The organism is Acinetobacter brisouioides, from assembly GCF_004331075.1.
GTDB lineage: Bacteria > Pseudomonadota > Gammaproteobacteria > Pseudomonadales > Moraxellaceae > Acinetobacter.
Map to the genome: position 1 here is coordinate 245247 of NZ_SJNX01000006.1, position 19295 is coordinate 264541.

The following is a 19295-nucleotide window of genomic DNA, read 5'->3' on the forward strand; positions in this document are numbered from 1 at the left end:
TCATTAGTTATAGTCTATATTTATATAAAATTATAAAAATGTGATTTTATTCTCATTTTGTAGATTTATATATACTGTAGCTTCATTTTATATGGCTATTTTTCTCTTACAGCTCATTGAAATATATTTCAATCTTACTTAGTAAGAAAAATAAACAGAGCGTAAACGATGAAGTAAAATAAATTGATATATTTCTTTTGATTATTATTTGCGTTTAATCGTATAATTATTTCAATCAAATTTGAAGTAATCCATGTGTAATGTGGCTAAGAAAAATTGTTTACTCACTTAATTTAGACCTGAGAAAACTTATTCTGTTTCTCGCTGCATTTAGCGTTTTTAGCTTATTTATTGCTTCATTACTTGTCAGTTATTATGTTCAGAAAAAAGAGCTGATACAAAATGCATTATCAGTCAATCTAGAATATGCTCAAAAAATCGCCAATGGAACGAACAGCCACTTTTCCATTATGCAGCATGAACTCGCTTATAGTGCCGCCTTGCTAGGACAGGATTTTAATAATGCTCAGCTACGTCAAACTGAAGTTGATCGCCTGAAGTATCAATCGAATTATTTTAATAGTGTATTGATCTCCGATAGCACAGGGCGTTTTTTGAGCTATGCACCAGCTCAGTTAAAAATCAATACAAATGTGGTGAATCATACTTTAGGCGTAACATCCTCACTGCAAAAGAAAGCAGCATTTATTAGTTCGCCTTATTATTCGATTAAAAATAATCTCATCATTTTTATTTCACAGCCGATTTTTGATCAGCAGCATCGTTATTTGGGATTTATAGCGGCTTCAATTTATTTAAAGCAAGACAATATTTTAAATCAGATGCTTGCCAGCAAATATGGTTATAAGAAAAATTATATGTATGTCATGGATAGTTCCAGAAGAATTATTTTTCATCCCAATGGAAAGCGTATAGGTGACACTGTAAAAAATAATACGGGTCTGGATGCGATGACCCAAAATAAACAAGGCTCCATCCGTTTGATCAATAGTCTAGGAATCGATAACTTGGCAGGATTTGCCCTGGTTCCCTCAACCAATTGGATTGTGGTATCACAACAGCCAACACATGAACTTTTGGATCAGGCCAATAAAATCATTTATAAGATTTTATTTTGTATGTCATTGTTTTATATTGTTATTTTTTTAATTATTTGGCGGGTCGCTTATCTCATTTCTAACCCGCTCTCTGATTTGGCCAAAATGGCAAGTGATCTTAGCCATCCTGAAATAGATGAAAAAATTAAACAGGTTGAGCCGTGGTTTGTCGAGGTATTGAAGTTTAAAATTTCCTTGTTGCTCAGTTCACAATATTTTAAACAAACGATTAACGAGCTAAATTATCATGTGAATACTGACCCGCTCACAGGTTTATATAATCGTCGTGGTATGGATCTGTTTATTGGGGATTTGGTAAAAACCAATACTGAGTTTGCAGTTATTTTTATTGATATTGATCATTTTAAAAAGATTAATGACACCTTTGGACATGATAAAGGTGATCTCGTACTCAAAGAGTTGGCTGCTTATATTAAATCGAATTTCCGTAGTGATGATGTATGCTGTCGAATAGGGGGGGAAGAATTTGTGGTACTTGCTCCAATTTTTGATTTGGATTTTAGCTATTCTTTAGCAGAAAATTTGAGAAAAAGCCTAGAAAATCATCAAATTGATCTTGTTGGCACAATTACTGTATCGATCGGGATCGCATATTGGCCATTAAGTTCAAAAAATGTAGAAACAGTATTTAAAATTGCCGATCAGAATTTATATCGCGCTAAAAATGAAGGACGTAACTGTATTCGGATATAGTTTAAATCAATCGGCTTCTTGCATCAGTCCATTTTATTTCCCTTATGCTATTCTGAAAATAGATTTCAATTTTACTCAGCAAAAAATAATGGGAGATATATCATGAGGAAAGGGGGCTAACGAACAGATATTGCATATTTCTCCTATCAGATTCAGGATGTATTTTCCTGCCCTATACTTCCTATTGTTATAGAAGGCTAAATACTCACTCAACCATATATATTCAAAAACCATTCGGATTCACAGAGCTAAGCCTATTGTTTTACATGGATTTTTTTGAGTTTATGGCTGTTGCTGTGCAGCTTCCCATGCAATGATGGCAGTTTTACGGGTGATGCCCCAACGATAACCACCCAAGACACCAGATGCCTGAATCACTCGATGGCAAGGAATTAGGAATGCCACAGGATTGCGTCCAATGGCGGTGCCGACAGCACGCGAGGCTTTAGGCTGACCAATCTGCTGAGCAATACTGGCATAACTACATAGCGCACCTTGCGGAATTTTTAATAAACTTTCCCAAACCTTGAGTTGAAATTCACTAGCTTTTAAATGCAGTTTTAATTGTGGCAGGCTGGCTTCATTCTGCATAAAAATTGCCAGTGCCTGTTGCTGTTTGATCTCCTGTATCTGCTGGAAATCTGCATTTGGAAACTGTGTTTGTAACTGCTGTAGCGCAAGCGTTGAGCTGTCAAAACTTAAAGCGCAAATACCTTTTGCAGTTGATGCAATAAACGCTGCACCAAAGGGGGTATCATAGACCCAGTGTTTGATGGTGAGTTGCTTGCCGCCTTGTTGATACTCGGCAGGACTCATTCCTTCAATTTGAATAAATAAATCATGTAAGCGGCTGCTACTCGACAATCCAGTTGCATAAGTTGCTTCTAAAATGGCATTTTGGCTGCTGTGTTGCAGCACCTGTTTCGCATATGCCAGACTGGTATATTGTAAAAACTTTTTTGGACTGGTGCCTGCCCATTGACTAAATAAACGCTGAAAATGAGCAGGGCTTAAATGTACTTGTGCTGCAATTTCAGCAAGACTTGGTTGCTGCATAAAGTTTTTATGAATATATTCAATTGCTTGAGCAATACGCTGATAATCACGTTCGGTAGACATAAGCAAACTCAAGTTAAACAAAATCTACCTTAACAAGTTGTGAATAAAAAATAAATCCAAATCATGCTCAACTTCAAGCACCTTACTGACACAGTGATATATGACTTTTAACAGATTGAAATAATAAGAAATACTTATCAATTTGGTCTAATTTATTTCGTTGAAAAAAACTTGATCAAGCCATTAAATTTGTCCAATCAAACGCTGAATAATAATTTGAATGTATTTGTTTAGATCATCTTTAAAAATCATATATTGCAGAGCTAAACCGTAACTTAATGAAATAATTTCCAAGATTTTTGCTTCAAGCTGTTCTGCGTCAACTTGCTTGTAGTGTGAGAAAAGTTGAATCAAGATTTTAGCAATTTGTTCGTGATGAGTTTGCCAAACTTGTTTATATTCAGCAGCGAAACTTTCTTCACGTGCTGCATACAGCTGTAGTTCGATTGAAATCTTTAACCACTCATCATTTTGAAAAAAGTCAGTCAGCCAGAGTTCAAGTTTTTCTAGCAATGAATCAAAATCCGAATCGATTTGAGTCATTATTTTTTGTAATTGAGCATTTTCCTTTTCAAACTGACTGTTCATAAGCGTGAGTAAGAACTCTTCTTTATGACTAAAATTCGAGTAAAAAGCACCTTGAGTATATCCCGCATATTTTGAGATATTTCTGATAGATACAGCGCTATATCCTTGCTCAGAAATCAAATGAAATCCTGCATTGATTAAGTGTAATCGAGTCTGTATCTGTTTCTCATCACGAGATATTTTAGCGTGTTCCATAACTGTGTTTAGATTTTAAATATCACTTGCTATCTTAAATTTTATGCGATAAGTTTGCCATCTATATTTCAAATACCACTTGATATCTGAAATTATAATTTTAAAAATTTAGAGAAAATTATGAATGCTTCAACTTCAATAAGAAAAATCGTCGTGATCAATGGTCATCCTTCAGTAACCAGTTTTAATCATGCATTGGTACAGGCTTATGCTGATTCGGCTGCTGAACAAGGTGTATGGGTTGATGTAATTGAAATAGGTCAATTGAATTTTGACCCAAATTTAAAATATGGCTATGAAAAAAGAATGAATTTAGAGCCTGATTTGGTTGAGGCTTGGAGAAAAATCATGGAGGCTGATCATCTTGTCTGGATTTTTCCTGTTTGGTGGGGAGGGCTTCCTGCGATTACAAAAGGTTTTATTGACCGTGTTTTTCTGCCTTCTATGGCATTTAGTTATTACGATAAAAGCAATCGGATTCGCGGGCATCTACAAAATAAAACAGCCCGAATTGTGACGACCTTAGACCAATCAGGTTGGACTTATAAATGGTATTTTGGAGAGCCAAGCACTCGGCAGCTTAAACAAGCAACCTTACAATTTTGTGGCGTTAAAAAAGTCAAAACTCATTATATGGGTTCGATCCGTGGATCAAGCGCTACTCAACGGGAAAAATGGTTACAGTCTATTGTAAAAATGGCACAGCAGGATGGTCAGTAGTTGTTGGCTAAAGTGTTGGCCGTTGATTGATAAAAAATTTCAAATAGCGTCTCGCAATTGTTTTCAATGAAAACAAATTTGATTTCGACCATTATTTTTTGCAATGTAAAGTCGCTTATCTGCGAGTTCCAATGTCTGCAGAAGTTGTGTATGGCTTTCTATTTCAGCAATTCCAAAGCTAACGGTCACGTCAATATAATGCTCAGTAAATGACTGTTTTTCTATTCTATTGCGTATACGATCTGCGAGTTTTATGGTTGACGCATAGTTTGAACATTTAATCATGATGACAAATTCTTCGCCGCCAAATCTAGCAATTAAATCGTCTTCGCGAACGCTGTCTTTTAATATATGCGCGATATCACATAGAATTTTATCTCCGATCGCATGACCCCAAGTATCATTAATTTTCTTAAAATGATCGATATCACACATAATAATATATAAATTAGCTGCCTGATATTTTTTAATCAGCATGTCAGTTTTTTCAAAAAATCCCCTTCGATTATAGAGTTTAGTGAGAGGATCCTGATAGCGTTCATGATTGAGTAAGGTGAATTGCTCTTTGATGGTTGTGGCTACAATAATGATTGCAAACCAGATACTTAAGATGATATTAATCGCAAGCATCAGCATCCACCAATTTGAAAACGACAAATTGATAGCGTCGATATCTTGAAGGTAGAATAGAATGACTATAAATCTTATGGCATTGTAAGCTGTTAAGAAAAAGTAGCTGACACAGAAAGTTTTACCTAATAAAGACACCTGTTTGAAATAAGCATAAACACCTGGCACAACCATAGCCAGCAGGCAAGTGATGACAAAGTTGATTGTCAGCATTCTCAACCAGAATTTTTGCTCAATATATGACAGATAGCTCAGTAAACAGATACCAAATAAAACTAAAAGCAACGAGGCTAAAAAATAGGATTTCGCTTTTACTTTTAGTCTTATTCCATAAGTTAAAGCCCAAGTACCACAAAGATATAAAATTCCAATCCACGGGGCGGTCAGAGTCATTTGTTCATTTGTCATAAGGCTCTGAATACCTAATGCACCAGATGGTAAAATATATCCAATTCCACACCAAAATAAATATTTTGGTGCATTAAATACCAAATGCCCGACAATAAAAGTACAGCCTATTAAAATTAAGCAAGTAGGAACAATGAGTAGAAAGTACTGAAAACTGGGTAAATACACGAATTTAATAAAAAATTTAGATTTGTTGGTTAATTTTAAATCGTTTTATTAAATATGATCAATCAATATCTTTATATTTTCAAATCATGATGGAGTGCTAATCGGTCAACCTCAAAGCTCCTACTTAAAGCAACGAATGAGAATGTGCTTTCAATATAATTTTAGGATTGAACCAGTGGAGACCATTGGTACGACCCAATGACCTCCATGATATTGCAATTAGAACTTCTTACAATAATTGATAAAGAAACGGTCTTCACCAAAATCATTACCCGTCTTAATCCCATAATCAATACGAATATATTGCAAAGACAAGCCCTTCAGATAAGGTTGCTGGAAGGCATAATTCACAATGATATCGGATTCACTTTCCATGTTTTTACTGCCGTTGGCGGCTTTAAAGTGATTACCATATACATATTTCACCATGGCATTTAAACCTGGTACATAGTCTTTAAAATCATATCCATAGATAAAGTGGTAAGATCTTTCGTCTTTCTTAAAGAACCCTGTGGTATTCCAGTTAATAAAATAGGTTTCAGGCAAGAATCCATCTGGAATCGGGTAAGCTGATTTGCCTGTAATCTCTTGATAGCCCAAACCGAAGGTGTGGTTTTGCACTTTTAAGGTTTCCAGCAAGCCAATATTCTGAGCTTCAATATTGAAGGTATTGCCATCATTTTTGGCATAAAAATACTTAAACTTACTGTTTAAGGTGAAATCCTGTTGTTTCCAGCTGTGATCCAAGCCCACATAGTGTTTGTTAAACAAATTTTCCATGTTGCCAAAATAGTATTCGCCTTTTAGTGTTGGCGTAAACTGATAGCGTAAGTCGATATAATTCAAGCCATCGGAATATTTGGTAACGCCATTTGCGGTAAATGCAAATTTGTGAAAACCTTCCTGATTGCGTGGGGAAACTTTTTCGACCCGTCCTAATTCGACATCGAAGCGATCTGTGATTTTGGATTTAATATTTTCGCCCCAGTAAGAGGTGAGTAACTGGCGACTATAATCGATTGAGGTCACTGGCAAATCCAACCACAGCTCACCGACTTTCAGTAAGGTTTTGTCATAACCGAGTTTCAGTGTGGCACCATGTTTTAAATAGTCAGAGGCTTGAGATTTTGTCTGCGTGTCAAAAGGCAAAACCGTATCGGCAACATGTCTGTCATTACTTAAACGTACTGCATATTGAACTGAAGCATCAACCCCGATAGTCAAAGGTTTATCAGCAATCTCTAAAGGTGTATCACGCATTTTGGAGGTGTAGAACAGAGAAGCCGACTGAGACCAGCTACCAGCATCCTTGATGGCAGGATTTTCAAAGTCACGGTTGATATAGGCATTTTTCAGGGTGAATTTCCATTCATCATCGTTTGGCTGCCCCAGTGAATCTGCTGCGAACAGTACAGAGCTTGATATTCCACCGATAAAGAATAGGGTTGAAGCAGCTAAATAGTGTGATTTAAAACAGGGTAATAAGCGCATAATCCATTTCCAATAAGGGTGCGCCAGTCCTCGGCGCACCGATTTTTACGACTCAGTAAGAGATGATTGAAGAGAAAAATCAGGAGCTGACTGTGCAGCAACAGAAGCTTTTAAATTCACCAAAAAGATAGCGAGTGCAGCAATAAGGCCTGGTATGGCAATTGCTATAAAATTCATTTGGTGAGGTAACTCAAATGTCAGTAATGCGCCCGTTAAAACTGGACCGATAATGGCTCCAATACGCCCAATACCTGATGCCCATCCCATTCCTGTTGAACGAACTGCAGTTGGATAAAACTGTGCAACAAAGGTATAAAGCAAGATTTGCGAGCCAATTGTTGCGGCTCCAGCAATCGCAATAAGCGTGTATAAAACAAATTGTGGGCTATTAAATCCAAGTAAGATTAAAGCAGCAGCACCAATGACAAACATACTGGTCAATACTGGTTTTAAATGAAATTTATCTGCAAGCGCACCACCACCAATCGCGCCAACCATGCCACCAATATTTAGGGCAAAGAGGAATAACATACTGGCGCCTAGCGAATAACCAGCTTGTAGCATCAGTTTTGGCAACCAACTTCCTAACGCATAAACCATTAACAGACACATAAAGAATGCAATCCAGAACATAAAAGTGCTAAATGTGCGTCCTTGTTGGAAAAGTGCGCGACCAGGTGCTTCTGTCGTGGTATTTTCGTTCAGTACCAGCTGTGTCTGAGTTGTTAGTTCAATTTGTGGGGCAAGTTTTCTGATAATACTTTGAGCTCGATCACCTTGATTAGATTTCACGAGGAAAGCTAAAGATTCAGGTAAAAATTTCCAAATCAAAGGAAGTAGCAAAAGCGGAATACCAGCAATCAAAAACATGATTTGCCATCCCATATCTTTGACTAACCACGCACCAAGCAGCGCCGATGTCATGCCACCAATCGCATAACCACTGAACATAATCGCGACTAAAGTGCTGCGGATTTTTTTAGGTGCATATTCGGTCATGAGAGCCACGACATTTGGCATGACACCGCCAATACCGAGTCCAGCCATAAAGCGCAGAACGGCAAATTCTGCTGGACCTGTGGCAAAAGACCCAATAAAAGTAAATCCGCTAAATAAAGATACACAAATTAGGATGGCTTTTTTACGCCCTAATTTGTCTGAAATGGTTCCGAAAATCATGGCACCAAACATCATGCCAAATAAAGCTGTACTGGCGAGTAACCCTGCCTGAACCGTTGTTAGTGACCACTGTTGCATCAATAATGGAAGTACAACACCATAAATCACCAGATCATATCCATCAAAGATAATAATCAATAAACACCACATTAAAACTTTCCAATGAAAAGCAGTAAAGCTGGCCTTGTCAACAATGTCATTAATATTGACTTTGTTCATCCCTCACCTCCTGTGAAGTATCGTTTTATTTTGTAAGTAAATTATTTTGTTATTGGGTTAGAGTCAAAAACCAAATTGATATATATTTATGTCTTTAAAGTATTGAAAAAATAATATTTTATAAAAATTTCAGCGCGCCAGAACCGTATTCTTTTGCGAAAAATGAGCTGAAGATAAGCTTGTAAAACATGATTTATATTCTTTTATTATGAAGTTTTATCAGCGAAAGGTATGACGTTACAAATCTAAAACATCAGCTTTATACAAGATGTCAAACGTATTGGTTTTTGCGATTTAAATTAATTTAGTGAATTGATTTTTATATTCTTATTTTAAATTGAACGAAAAAATTATTCATCTTTCATCAGACAAAATATTAGATGGGCATAATGCCCATCTAATATGATAAAAATCAAGTAAATACGGTTGCTAAAAAACAGCACCGAATCCTATGGATTGACAATAAATAAACTTATTGCATTCGCCCTGTTTCTACAAAGTTGGCATGCCATGACAGCGCTTCACGCAGTAAATGCGGAGTATGCCCTCCTAAAGCACAGGCACGTTCAAAATAATCTAACAGCGATTTTTGGTAACTTGGGTGTGCACAACACGTAATAATTTTGCGTGCGCGCTCACGAGGTGCCAAACCACGCAAATCCGCGAGGCCCTGTTCAGTCACCAAAATATCCACATCATGCTCAATGTGGTCACAATGGCTGACCATCGGAACTACTGAGGAAATTGCACCATTTTTAGCAATGGATTTAGTCACAAAAATAGCCAAATGCGCATTGCGGGTAAAATCGCCTGATCCACCAATGCCATTCATCATTTTTGTGCCTGATACGTGGGTTGAATTGACGTTGCCGTAAATATCGAACTCCAGTGCGGTATTGATGGCAATGATACCTAAGCGACGAATAATTTCAGGATTGTTAGAAATTTCCTGAGGGCGCAGCACAATCTTGTCTTTATACATCTCAAAATTTTTCATGACATGCGCGGCACATTGCTCTGACAAAGTCATGGAACTACCCGAAGCAAATATCATTTTCCCCGAATCAATCAGCTCAAATGTACAGTCTTGTAATACTTCAGAATACATTTCTAAATCATGAAAATTTGAATGCTGGAATTGTGCAAAAACTGCGTTGGCAATTGAACCGACACCCGACTGTAATGGTCCCAGATTTTCAGGCAAACGACCTGATGCCACTTCCTGTTCAAAAAAGTGTATTAAATGCTGGGCAATGGCCAAAGTATCTGCATCAGACTCATCCATTTTAAAGGAGGTATCAGGCAGATGATTGATCACAATCGCGGCAATTTTCGCTGGGTCGACCTCTATGCCTAATGTACCAATACGGTTGTTGGCATTGACTAACGGAATAGGCTGGCGATTTGGGCGAGTTGCAGGAACGTAAATATCGTGCGCGCCTTCAAATTCGGGGCTAATGGTACAGTCAATTTCGATAATCACCTGATCAGCCATTTCCACAAAATTGGCCGAGTTACCACAAGAAGCCGTTGGAATAATCTGCCCTGTTTCGGTAATTGCAGTTGCTGCAATAACTGCGACATTAATGCGTGGCAAGTTTTGGTGACGAATATTTTCAGCCATTTCAGATAAATGCTGATCAATATACATCACTTCGCCTTGATTGATGGCTTGACGCAAATCAGGGTCTGCCTGATATGGATAGCGGCGGGCAAGTGCATGAGCTTGACTTAAACGTCCATCAATCCGATTGCCAAGACTGGCGCCTGTTGCCAGAGTAATTTTTAGTGGATGCTGCTGAGCATAATCTGCCAGTGCCAAAGGCACAGTTTTTGCCTCGCCTGCGCCACCAAAGCCACTCATTCCGACGACTGAACCGTCTCGAATCAGTTGAATTGCCTGCTCAACAGGCACAACTTTGTCATGCAGACTAGCTAGACGAATACGCTCCAAACCATTTAACATTTCTAATATCCCAATATCGTTTGAATTCTGGTTCCGTTTTTATCGTTATGTTTAAACGGAATTTCCTTGTTTATTTGTATTAAACCAATTCGATCGCCATCGCAGTGGCTTCACCACCGCCGATACATAATGCTGCAATTCCTTTTTTACCGCCAGTACGTTTTAAGGCATGAATTAGAGTGACGATAATTCGTGAACCCGATGAACCTAATGGATGTCCGAGAGCGCAGGCACCACCATGGATATTGACTTTATCGCGCTCCAATTCAAATGCATCTATAGCAGCCATTGTCACCATGGCAAAGGCTTCGTTAATTTCCCACAAATCAACTTCTTGTGCAGACCAGCCTGTCTGTTTGAGCACCTTTTCAATCGCACCAACAGGTGCAATGGTAAATTCTGAAGGATGCTGTGCATGTGAAGCGTATGCCGAAATCTTGGCTAAAGGACTTAAGCCCTGAGCTTGTGCATGTTGCTCTGACGTAATGACCAGTGCCGAAGCACCGTCTGAAATTGAGCTGGCATTGGCGGCAGTAATCGTGCCATCTTTTTTAAAGGCAGGGCGTAATGTCGTGATTTTATCAATTTTGGCATTGAGTGGTTGTTCATCCTGATCAACCGTGATTTCGCCTTTTCGCCCTTTAATATGAACAGGCACAATTTCCGCTTGAAAATAACCCTGTTGGGTGGCATGGATGGCGCGGTTGAGAGACTCGATTGCATACTGGTCTTGTTGCTCACGGCTATAACCTTTTTGATCTGCCATGTCCTGTGCCAAAATACCCATCGACAGGCCAGTTTCGGCATCTTCCAGACCTTCCTGAAACATGTGATCGGTGACTTTACCATGTCCCATGCGATAACCACTGCGGGCTTTATCTAGCAAATAAGGTGCATTGCTCATAGATTCCATGCCGCCAGCCACAACAAACTGGGCTGAACCTGCACGAATGCTATCCGCAGCCTGCATCACTGCTTTCATGCCTGAGCCGCAAACTTTATTAATCGTTGTTGCTGGCGTTGTATCGGCTAAACCTGCCTGACGCATGGCCTGTCGTGCAGGTGCTTGCTTCACACCTGCAGGCAGCACACAGCCCAAAATTACTTCATCAACTTGCGTAGGCTGTATACCTGACGCCTGCACCGCTTCACGAACCACCACTGCACCAAGCTCTGGTGTGGTAAGTGGTGACAGCACACCCTGAAAACTTCCCATGGCTGTACGTACAGCACTTAAAATAACAATCATCGTTTTTATATCCTTATTACGTTCATTAGAGTTCAAATGTTGGGATTCAATATCCTTACTGATTTATAGATCAATGACTTTGAATCATTCATAAGTCGGTTGTGAGCTCTAATTTTGTCTTGTTATAGGATGAAAAATTTTGATTTCTCATCCTATAGTGAATCAATTTTTTACGCTTGTGCTGTGAAATACGCTTCAGGTAACTGCATCAACGTTGCCGTGCCCGCCTGAATTTTGGCAATATGCGAAGCCAGTTGTGGTAAACATTTCTCTGCATAGTACTGTGCAAGTACCAGTTTATGCTGATAAAACTCTTCTGGTTTTGCCTGAGCTGCTTGTGCAATGCGGGCAAACATATAGGCAAAACTCATGAGACCGACCGCATGCAAATAATCAACGGCAATACCATTGGCAAACTCAGGATGGTTTTTGGCTTGTTCTAAAATAAACTGAGTAACCTTTTCAACTTGTGTACATGCATCGAGTGTTGCTGTTTTAATTACCAAGTCATCATCGAGTTGCTGTACAAAATCACGAATCTCGGCAATATAATCTGCAATCAGTGCACCTTTATTCTTAATGGTTTTTCGTCCAATCAAGTCTTGTGCCTGTACGCCATTGGTACCTTCATAAATTTGGGCGATACGCAAATCACGTACACACTGTTCCATGCCCCATTCACGAATATAGCCATGCCCACCAAAACACATCTGTGCATCTAAAACAGCATCCAATGCGGTATCGGTCAAATAGGCTTTGGCAATCGGTGTAAGCAAGGCAACCCGATCATTGGCTCTTTGTACACTTGCTGGATCGTGGGCAAATTTAGTCATGTCCAGTTGCTGACCCACATAGACCGCAAATGCACGTGATGCCTCGTTATTGGCACGCGCATTGAGTAACATGCGGCGCACATCACCATGTACCAAAATCGAATCTGCTGGTTTTTCAGGAGATTGTGCACCAGTAGCACTGCGCCCCTGCAAACGATCCGTCGCATATTGAGCAGCATTTTGATAAGCAAATTCTGAAGCGCCAAGCCCTTGAATCCCCATAGATAAACGCTCATAGTTCATCATGACGAACATAGCCGCTAAGCCTTCATTTTCCTGACCGACTAGAAAACCTTTTGCAGCATCGAAGTTCATAACACAAGTGGATGAGCCTTTAATTCCCATTTTGTGCTCAATAGAGCCTGCGCCAACACTATTACGTTCCCCTAAACTACCATCTTCATTGACCAAAAACTTAGGCACAATAAACATGGAAATACCACGTGAACCCGCAGGCGCATTTGGTGTTTTAGCCAAAACTAAATGAATAATGTTCTCACAAAGGTCGTGCTCACCACTGGTAATAAAAATTTTAGTGCCTGTGATTTGGTACGAACCATCAGCATTTGGCTCAGCCTTAGTTTTAATGATCCCAAGATCGGTACCCGCATGCGGTTCAGTCAGGCACATGGTTCCTGACCATTCCCCTGTATACATTTTTGGTAAATAGGTTTCTTTTTGCTGCTGCGAAGCGCAGTTATTCAGCGCCATTCCCGCACCGACAGTTAATAATGGATACAACATAAACGATGGGTTGGTGGCAAAAATCATTTCATCAACCAGAACAGTCAACATTTTTGGAATGTTCTGACCACCCCATTCTTCTTCTGCACCCAAACCAATCCAGCCGCCTTCAGCATATTGTTGAAATGCTGCTTTAAAACCTTGTGGTGTTTTGACTTCACCTTGATGAAATTGTGCACCACCTTCTTCATCTGCGGAACGATTCAAATCCAGAAGTGTACCTTTAGAAAACTTTGCCATTTCTTCTAAGATTGCATTAGCCGTTTGCATATCTAAATGTGCAATTTTTTCATGTGCTTGCCAGAATGCTTCTGCGTTAAATACATCGTTTAAAATAAAGTCCATATCTTTGAGAGGCGCGTTATAAATTGGCATTTTTCCTTCCTGAATCACTTTTTTAGGCTAAGGCAGTGTTACCCAAGCGGTCTTGATGACATCAGCGATCTTTTGATTAAAAAAATCAATTCCATTCTGATGAGTATCATTATCAATTAATATATTTAAAGTGTTTGAATTTATTTGAGTTTTAAAAAATATGATTGAACACTTTAATGTATCCAATACGATTTTTAAATGGTCTAAATCCATACTCAAAATCCAAACCATTAGGATGTTAGATGAGTTTTTATTTAAATCCAAAATATTGATCTCTAGCGTTCACTTTTTTCAAAATTTTAGTTTTTTTAGCAAATTTATTATACAATTTAGAAACCTATGGATCAGTCAATGGACTCTAAAATGACTCAATCTTTCAATAAGCTAGATGCGGTTCCTCAAAATCTACAAAAAGAAAGAAAAGTGAGTCCAACGCGCCAACAGAAGTTTCTGGAACGTAAAAATAATATTTTAATGATGGCTGAGACTTTATTATTAGAAAATAATCAGGAAATCAGCTTAAATGATATTGCGCTTGAACTGGATATTGCCAAAGGGACAATCTACAAACATTTTAAAAGTAAAAATCAGTTATACATTGAACTGATTATCTTAAACGAAAAAAGATTATTGGAAATTTCTAAAAAATATAATCATGACATTAAAGTCTATGTGTTTAAGTATATGTTATACAATATGTTAAATTCCAGTAGAACAATTTTATTGCATAATATTGAAGAACGCCTGACCAATAATGAGCGCAATCTAAAACCTCTGTTTGAAGAATTATACAAAATACGCGAAGAAAGAATTATTGAAATCAAGGATATTACCAAAGACTATCTGCATCTTTTGAATAGCAATATGTCAATTCGTGATTATTTGTCTTATATCTGGACAGTCACTTATGGCGCATCATTATTATTAAATTCAACTTATTATCAAAAATCCATCGGCTCCCGCGAGCGCTTGGTCAAACTGTATATTGATCAGGCATTGATGATTCCTGATCGTTTAACATCCTTGGACTTACATTAATCCATTGAATGATCACAGCCAGTGAATATTTTATAGACTTCTTTCATAACTATTTATACTCTCTTGATTCCATAGGTGAAGAAAGGCTTATGAAAAAGGCCTTATGATGATGCCGTGCAACTATTGTCGATGATATGTCTGATTTTATTTATTTTATGACAGGTTATATTCTGACTATTGGTATTGATTAAATATAAGAAAATACGCTGGAATGAATCTGATTCATAAGACCACCATGACAACTATCGAGTGTGAGCATACGGTTATAACTTACATCGCGTTGTTTTTACTAAAGGTGTTCAGTCAGCGCATGAACAAATCCGAATGACTGCGCCTTTCAAAAAGCCCGCCTACATAGAGCGAGCTTTTTGAAAATCAATACTTTCAGTGCAATTATTGCAATGGTGAAACAGCAGTTGGTAATGCAATCATTGACTGCATTTTATGTGTCAACCATTGTGGCCCACCTTTAGGTGGCCAAATACCATCAGCCACAGATTTCGCACGAACTTCTGAACGTTCATTTAACGATGCATATGGCCAAATACTCACAATTCGTGGTGTACCATCCAGTGCATACATTGCAACGGTCAATTTAGAATATTCAGTACGGGTCGGTACAGCATTTTTCCACGCTTCAAATACGTGAGGTACGCCACCATGTTTGAGTTCATAGGTGCGAATTTCATACACAGGACCAAATTTTCCTCGCTCAATTTCTGGCAAAAAATCGAATCCTGCAAAATGCTCAACTGAATAATCAATGATATTTTCACTTGAGTTAAATAAGTTTTCTTGAGTTGCTAAACGAGCATCTTCAGCATCTTGATCTTCTTTAGCATCAAAACCACGTAAAACAACAACTTGGTTTAACTGACCGATATCTGAAAACCATACACTGAATAATGTCCCTTTTGCTTCACTTGCAGCATAATATTCTTGAATACCCTGAGCCACTGTGCCTGCTGTACCCATTTTGATGGTGATATTGATTAATTCATAAAGTTTCATGCGGATTGACGCTCCTGCTGTAAATTGTGTGGCTGAGTTAAAGTTGAGTTTTCATTTGTATTTTCACGTAGTTTTCCTGCTGCAAATTGAGCAATTCGCCACGCAAAAACCATTGCTGGACCGAGAGTTGTGCCAGGCCCTGGATAAGTTCCTTTGAATATTGAAGACAAGTCATTACCACAGGCAAACAAGCCCTGAATCACTTGGTTGTTTTGATCGAGAACACGCCCAAATTCATCGCCTGCCAAACCACCACTACTGGCGCAGTCCATCGGAATCACTTCAAGTGCGTAGTAAGGCCCTGTTTCCAGTTTGCCTAAACATGGGTTTGGTTGAACTTCAGAATCACCGTTAAAGCGGTTCATTACCCCTGTGCCTTTGGCAAAATCGGTATCGGCACCTTGTTCAACAAAATGGTTATAACGCTTAACGGTTTGCTCTAAACTATTCGGGTTGATCCCCACTTTTTGTGCAAGTTCTTGAAGTGTATCTGCTGCATATAAATATTTTTCACGTAAAAAATAATCGAGCTTTTTTGCACCAGGAAGCACAAAACCTAAGCCATATTTTTGAATAGCCGTATGATCACAAATCAGATAAGACTTAATTTTGTCTTTACCTTGATTTGACGCAATTTGAGCCATACAGAAATCATGATAAGAATCTGCTTCATTCACGAAGCGCTTACCATCTGTATTTACTGCAATCACACCTGGTTTTGCGCGATCTAAAATAATATGCGGCCAAATGGCTTTATAACCATTTTTATGGGTATGAATAGAACATGGAAAATACAGAACGCTACTCTCTACAGATGGATCAAGCTTTGCACCAATTTGCATTGCTGTTATTAGACCATCACCTGTATTCGACATTGGCGAAAGTGACTCCTCGATTAATCCTTTAGGGAATAATTTTTGACGTAACTTTTGGTTCCAACCGATACCACCTGTTGCTAAAACAACACCTTGACGAGTTTTTACAGTAACAGTTTTTCCATTTTGAGTAATTTTTGCACCTGTAATTTTGCCATTTTCAACAATCAGTTCTTGTAATGGAGAATCTAACCAGACAGGCACATTTTTTTGTTTAAGGTTATAAAAAAGGCTGCCGACCAAAGCATTTCCCATCACCAAACGGGTGCCCCGTGGATAACGTAAACGTGACAGGAAGTAAGGCAAAACGACTTTCATCGTAGTCATAAAATTTATGCCTGATGAAAACGGATTGAGTAAGGCATTCAATTCATTACGATTCACCATCATTCCTCCCAAGCCCATAAACTCGATGCGTGGTGGACGTACATATTTAAAGTCTGAACCCAATACACTTCCATCAAATTCAGCAGGTGCGAAGGCGCGTCCGCCCAAAGCTTCACCAGGTTGATTTTTGACATAATCAGGATGAGCAAGGCAAACATTCAGTTTTACGGATGTTTTATCTTCTAATTCTTGAATCATTTTGGGGCTAGAAGCTAAAAATGCTTCGCGGATTTTTTCACCATCACGATCCGCAACCACTGATTTTAAAAAGGCTCGTGCATCTTCAATATGATCAGGTACACCTGCTTTCTGGCTTTGTACTGTTCCTGGTGCCCAAATCGTACCTCCTGAAGTTGCAGATGTTCCTCCGACTTGACTGGCTTTTTCGCACAGCAAGACATCTAATCCGTTTAATTTTGCAAATAATGCAGCAGATATTCCCGCAGCACCAGCGCCAATGACCAATAAATCAACAACCTGTTCCATGTCATTTTCCTTTTGCTTGCCTGTTTTATGCTTTTGTCGTATGAGCTTGTTTAACCAAATGATTTGCTGCGATATAACCAAATGTCATTGCGGGCCCTAAGGTAATTCCACCACTTGGATATTGCCCACCCATGATAGAATTCATGTCATTACCCACGGCATATAAGCCTTGAATCGGTAAGTGCGTGTTTTTATCGAGAACGCAAGCATTATTGTCCGTGATTAATCCTGCAAAAGTACCTAAACTGCCAGGAACAATTTCAACTGCATAAAAAGGTCCTTTTTCAATCGGCGCGATACATGGATTAGGTTTTTGCTCATGATCACCTTGTGCTTTTTGATATGGCGTTGTGCCACGACCAAATTCACGATCTACGCCTTTATATGCATCAGCGTTATAATTCATGATGGTATTTTTGAATGTCATCATCTCTATTTGGCAAATTTTTGCCAAACTTTCGATGCTATTCGCTTGTTTCAAATAACCATTATCAATCCAAGGTTGCATTGATATGGGAAATGGCTTGACCGCACCTAAGCCATATCGCCGAATAAACTTATGGTCACAAATTAGCCAGCACCGTGCTAAATCGCCTTTTTGTGTATTTTTAAATAAGTCTTTAATAAATGCAGGGTAAGAATCGCCTTCATTGGCAAAGCGCTTGCCATTTGGAAGTACTGCAATTAACCCTGGTTTACCACGTTCAACCAAATGTGGAAAACGACCTAATGTGCCATCCAGACGAGGTATAAGTGATACAGGTGCCCATGCAGCATTGCATGACAAGCTGCTCTCCACTTCTGCACCGACACTTTCTGCAAGTTTTAATCCATCACCTGTATTGGTTTCGGGTGCAGCCGAAAAATGTGGCGTACCATCAGCAACATGCTGAAATAATTTAAGTTTACGTTCATCATCATGCGGAAAACCGCCTGTTGCTAAAACCACACCATGTTTCGCCCTGATCTGGACTAAACCTTCAGGTGTTTTAAAAATCGCCCCTGAAATTTTGCCATTTTCATCGATTAATTGCGTTGCTGAGTGATTGGCAAATAACTGAACATTTTGGTCTAAAGCAGATTTTAATAATCGTGCAACTAAGGCGTTACCATTTACAATTTGTGTCGAACGATGCCTGAATAACAAATCGAAAAAATGCCGTAGCACCCGTTTAGTCGCGTAAAGAAATGAAGGCACGGCATTAAATGTATTAATAAAATGCTTCATATCTACACCTGAAGCAATCCCCATTCCCCAAACAGTGGTTTCTGGAATAGCAGGTTTTAATAAATGTAAGTTTGAACCTAATTCACGCCCGTCAAATGGTGCAGCAACGATAGAACGCCAACCGACACGAGAACCGTCTAGATTAAAAAAATCAGGTACAGCAGCACCAATATTAAATTTTACACTGCTTGATTTTTCAAAAAAATCAACCATTTCAGGTGCTTTAGTCAAATAAGTATGAATACGTGATTCATCGTATTTTTCACCAAGCACATTTTTAAGATATTGTTTCGGTATTTCAATCGGCTCAGCTTGTCCAGCATGTTTTGCATGTGGTGTATTGGGAATCCAAAGCCAGCCACCTGAAACCGCAGTCGTTCCACCAAATACGGTTGCTTTTTCAGCAACGATAACATTTAAACCCTGAGTTGCCGTGGTCACAGCAGTCGAAAGTCCACCTGCTCCAGAACCAATGACCAAAACATCACATTCATATTGATGGCGGAACTTTGCCGTCAAAGCAGTAAAGCCGTGTTGAGTTGACGCATTCATAA

Annotated in this window: 14 protein-coding genes; 3 read left to right on the forward strand and 11 right to left on the reverse strand. The window is 38.8% G+C overall.

Annotated features, from left to right (window positions below; genetic code table 11):
* The first annotated feature begins 260 nt into the window (after positions 1–260).
* The gene (locus tag E0H77_RS09970) at positions 261–1832 is read left to right on the forward strand and encodes a sensor domain-containing diguanylate cyclase (RefSeq protein WP_131377639.1); all 1572 of its coding nucleotides are present in this window, start codon (positions 261–263) and stop codon (positions 1830–1832) included.
* Between the two features lie 282 nt (positions 1833–2114).
* Here the strand turns inward: E0H77_RS09970 and E0H77_RS09975 are convergent, their stop codons facing one another.
* Entirely contained in the window at positions 2115–2951 is an 837-nt protein-coding gene (locus E0H77_RS09975) for a bifunctional transcriptional activator/DNA repair enzyme AdaA (protein WP_131377642.1), read from the reverse strand.
* A gap of 183 nt (positions 2952–3134) precedes the next feature.
* Complete coding sequence (locus E0H77_RS09980) at positions 3135–3734, reverse strand: TetR/AcrR family transcriptional regulator (protein ID WP_131377645.1); 600 nt, start codon at positions 3732–3734, stop codon at positions 3135–3137.
* A gap of 120 nt (positions 3735–3854) precedes the next feature.
* Here E0H77_RS09980 and E0H77_RS09985 point away from each other — a divergent pair, with 120 nt between their 5' ends.
* Positions 3855–4454 (forward strand): NAD(P)H-dependent oxidoreductase, encoded by a 600-nt coding sequence (locus E0H77_RS09985; protein ID WP_131377648.1) that lies wholly within the window; start codon positions 3855–3857, stop codon positions 4452–4454.
* Positions 4455–4517: 63 nt separating this feature from the next.
* Here E0H77_RS09985 and E0H77_RS09990 read toward each other — a convergent pair whose 3' ends face one another.
* The 6 genes from E0H77_RS09990 to E0H77_RS10015 all read right to left on the reverse strand — a co-directional run bounded on the left by E0H77_RS09990 (position 4518) and on the right by E0H77_RS10015 (position 13716).
* Positions 4518–5492, reverse strand: coding sequence for a GGDEF domain-containing protein (locus E0H77_RS09990; RefSeq protein WP_228258320.1), 975 nt, complete (start codon positions 5490–5492; stop codon positions 4518–4520).
* Positions 5493–5879: 387 nt separating this feature from the next.
* The gene (locus E0H77_RS09995; protein ID WP_131377667.1) at positions 5880–7151 is read right to left on the reverse strand and encodes an OprD family outer membrane porin; all 1272 of its coding nucleotides are present in this window, start codon (positions 7149–7151) and stop codon (positions 5880–5882) included.
* Between the two features lie 45 nt (positions 7152–7196).
* Positions 7197–8549 (reverse strand): aromatic acid/H+ symport family MFS transporter, encoded by a 1353-nt coding sequence (locus E0H77_RS10000; protein ID WP_131377670.1) that lies wholly within the window; start codon positions 8547–8549, stop codon positions 7197–7199.
* Positions 8550–9021: 472 nt separating this feature from the next.
* Positions 9022–10515: a succinyl-CoA:acetate CoA-transferase ScpC gene (scpC, locus tag E0H77_RS10005; protein ID WP_131377673.1), complete on the reverse strand. Its 1494-nt coding sequence runs from the start codon at positions 10513–10515 to the stop codon at positions 9022–9024.
* Between the two features lie 79 nt (positions 10516–10594).
* Positions 10595–11764, reverse strand: a complete 1170-nt coding sequence (locus E0H77_RS10010; protein ID WP_131377676.1) for a thiolase family protein — start codon at positions 11762–11764, stop codon at positions 10595–10597.
* Positions 11765–11934: 170 nt separating this feature from the next.
* Positions 11935–13716 carry an acyl-CoA dehydrogenase C-terminal domain-containing protein gene (locus tag E0H77_RS10015; RefSeq protein WP_131377679.1) on the reverse strand — a complete coding sequence of 594 codons (1782 nt, stop codon included), beginning with the start codon at positions 13714–13716 and terminating at the stop codon, positions 11935–11937.
* A gap of 423 nt (positions 13717–14139) precedes the next feature.
* On the opposite strand from E0H77_RS10015, the gene E0H77_RS10020 reads away from it, so the two are divergent.
* Positions 14140–14754, forward strand: a complete 615-nt coding sequence (locus tag E0H77_RS10020; protein WP_131377743.1) for a TetR/AcrR family transcriptional regulator — start codon at positions 14140–14142, stop codon at positions 14752–14754.
* 393 nt (positions 14755–15147) lie between these two features.
* On the opposite strand, the gene E0H77_RS10025 is transcribed toward E0H77_RS10020, so the two are convergent.
* From E0H77_RS10025 to E0H77_RS10035, 3 genes are read right to left on the reverse strand one after another with little or no spacing between them, the layout of a single operon-like run.
* Positions 15148–15765: an NIPSNAP family protein gene (locus tag E0H77_RS10025; RefSeq protein WP_131377682.1), complete on the reverse strand. Its 618-nt coding sequence runs from the start codon at positions 15763–15765 to the stop codon at positions 15148–15150.
* Positions 15762–17513 (reverse strand): FAD-dependent oxidoreductase, encoded by a 1752-nt coding sequence (locus E0H77_RS10030; protein ID WP_131377685.1) that lies wholly within the window; start codon positions 17511–17513, stop codon positions 15762–15764. Before E0H77_RS10030 ends, E0H77_RS10025 begins: the two co-directional genes overlap by 4 nt.
* Positions 17514–17538: 25 nt before the next feature.
* Positions 17539–19293 (reverse strand): FAD-dependent oxidoreductase, encoded by a 1755-nt coding sequence (locus E0H77_RS10035; protein WP_131377687.1) that lies wholly within the window; start codon positions 19291–19293, stop codon positions 17539–17541.
* Positions 19294–19295: the final 2 nt, after the last annotated feature.

What these genes read in the sequence shown, in the direction of transcription:
- E0H77_RS09975 (WP_131377642.1), bottom strand. Translation starts at nt 2,951, where the DNA reads ATGTCTACCGAACGTGATTATCAGCGTATTGCTCAAGCAATTGAATAT.
- E0H77_RS09980 (WP_131377645.1), bottom strand. Translation starts at nt 3,734, where the DNA reads ATGGAACACGCTAAAATATCTCGTGATGAGAAACAGATACAGACTCGA.
- E0H77_RS09970 (WP_131377639.1), top strand. Translation starts at nt 261, where the DNA reads ATGTGGCTAAGAAAAATTGTTTACTCACTTAATTTAGACCTGAGAAAA.
- E0H77_RS10000 (WP_131377670.1), bottom strand. Translation starts at nt 8,549, where the DNA reads ATGAACAAAGTCAATATTAATGACATTGTTGACAAGGCCAGCTTTACT.
- E0H77_RS10015 (WP_131377679.1), bottom strand. Translation starts at nt 13,716, where the DNA reads ATGCCAATTTATAACGCGCCTCTCAAAGATATGGACTTTATTTTAAAC.
- E0H77_RS09995 (WP_131377667.1), bottom strand. Translation starts at nt 7,151, where the DNA reads ATGCGCTTATTACCCTGTTTTAAATCACACTATTTAGCTGCTTCAACC.
- E0H77_RS10010 (WP_131377676.1), bottom strand. Translation starts at nt 11,764, where the DNA reads ATGATTGTTATTTTAAGTGCTGTACGTACAGCCATGGGAAGTTTTCAG.
- E0H77_RS10035 (WP_131377687.1), bottom strand. Translation starts at nt 19,293, where the DNA reads ATGAATGCGTCAACTCAACACGGCTTTACTGCTTTGACGGCAAAGTTC.
- E0H77_RS10025 (WP_131377682.1), bottom strand. Translation starts at nt 15,765, where the DNA reads ATGAAACTTTATGAATTAATCAATATCACCATCAAAATGGGTACAGCA.
- E0H77_RS09990 (WP_228258320.1), bottom strand. Translation starts at nt 5,492, where the DNA reads ATGACAAATGAACAAATGACTCTGACCGCCCCGTGGATTGGAATTTTA.
- E0H77_RS09985 (WP_131377648.1), top strand. Translation starts at nt 3,855, where the DNA reads ATGAATGCTTCAACTTCAATAAGAAAAATCGTCGTGATCAATGGTCAT.
- E0H77_RS10030 (WP_131377685.1), bottom strand. Translation starts at nt 17,513, where the DNA reads ATGGAACAGGTTGTTGATTTATTGGTCATTGGCGCTGGTGCTGCGGGA.
- scpC (WP_131377673.1), bottom strand. Translation starts at nt 10,515, where the DNA reads ATGTTAAATGGTTTGGAGCGTATTCGTCTAGCTAGTCTGCATGACAAA.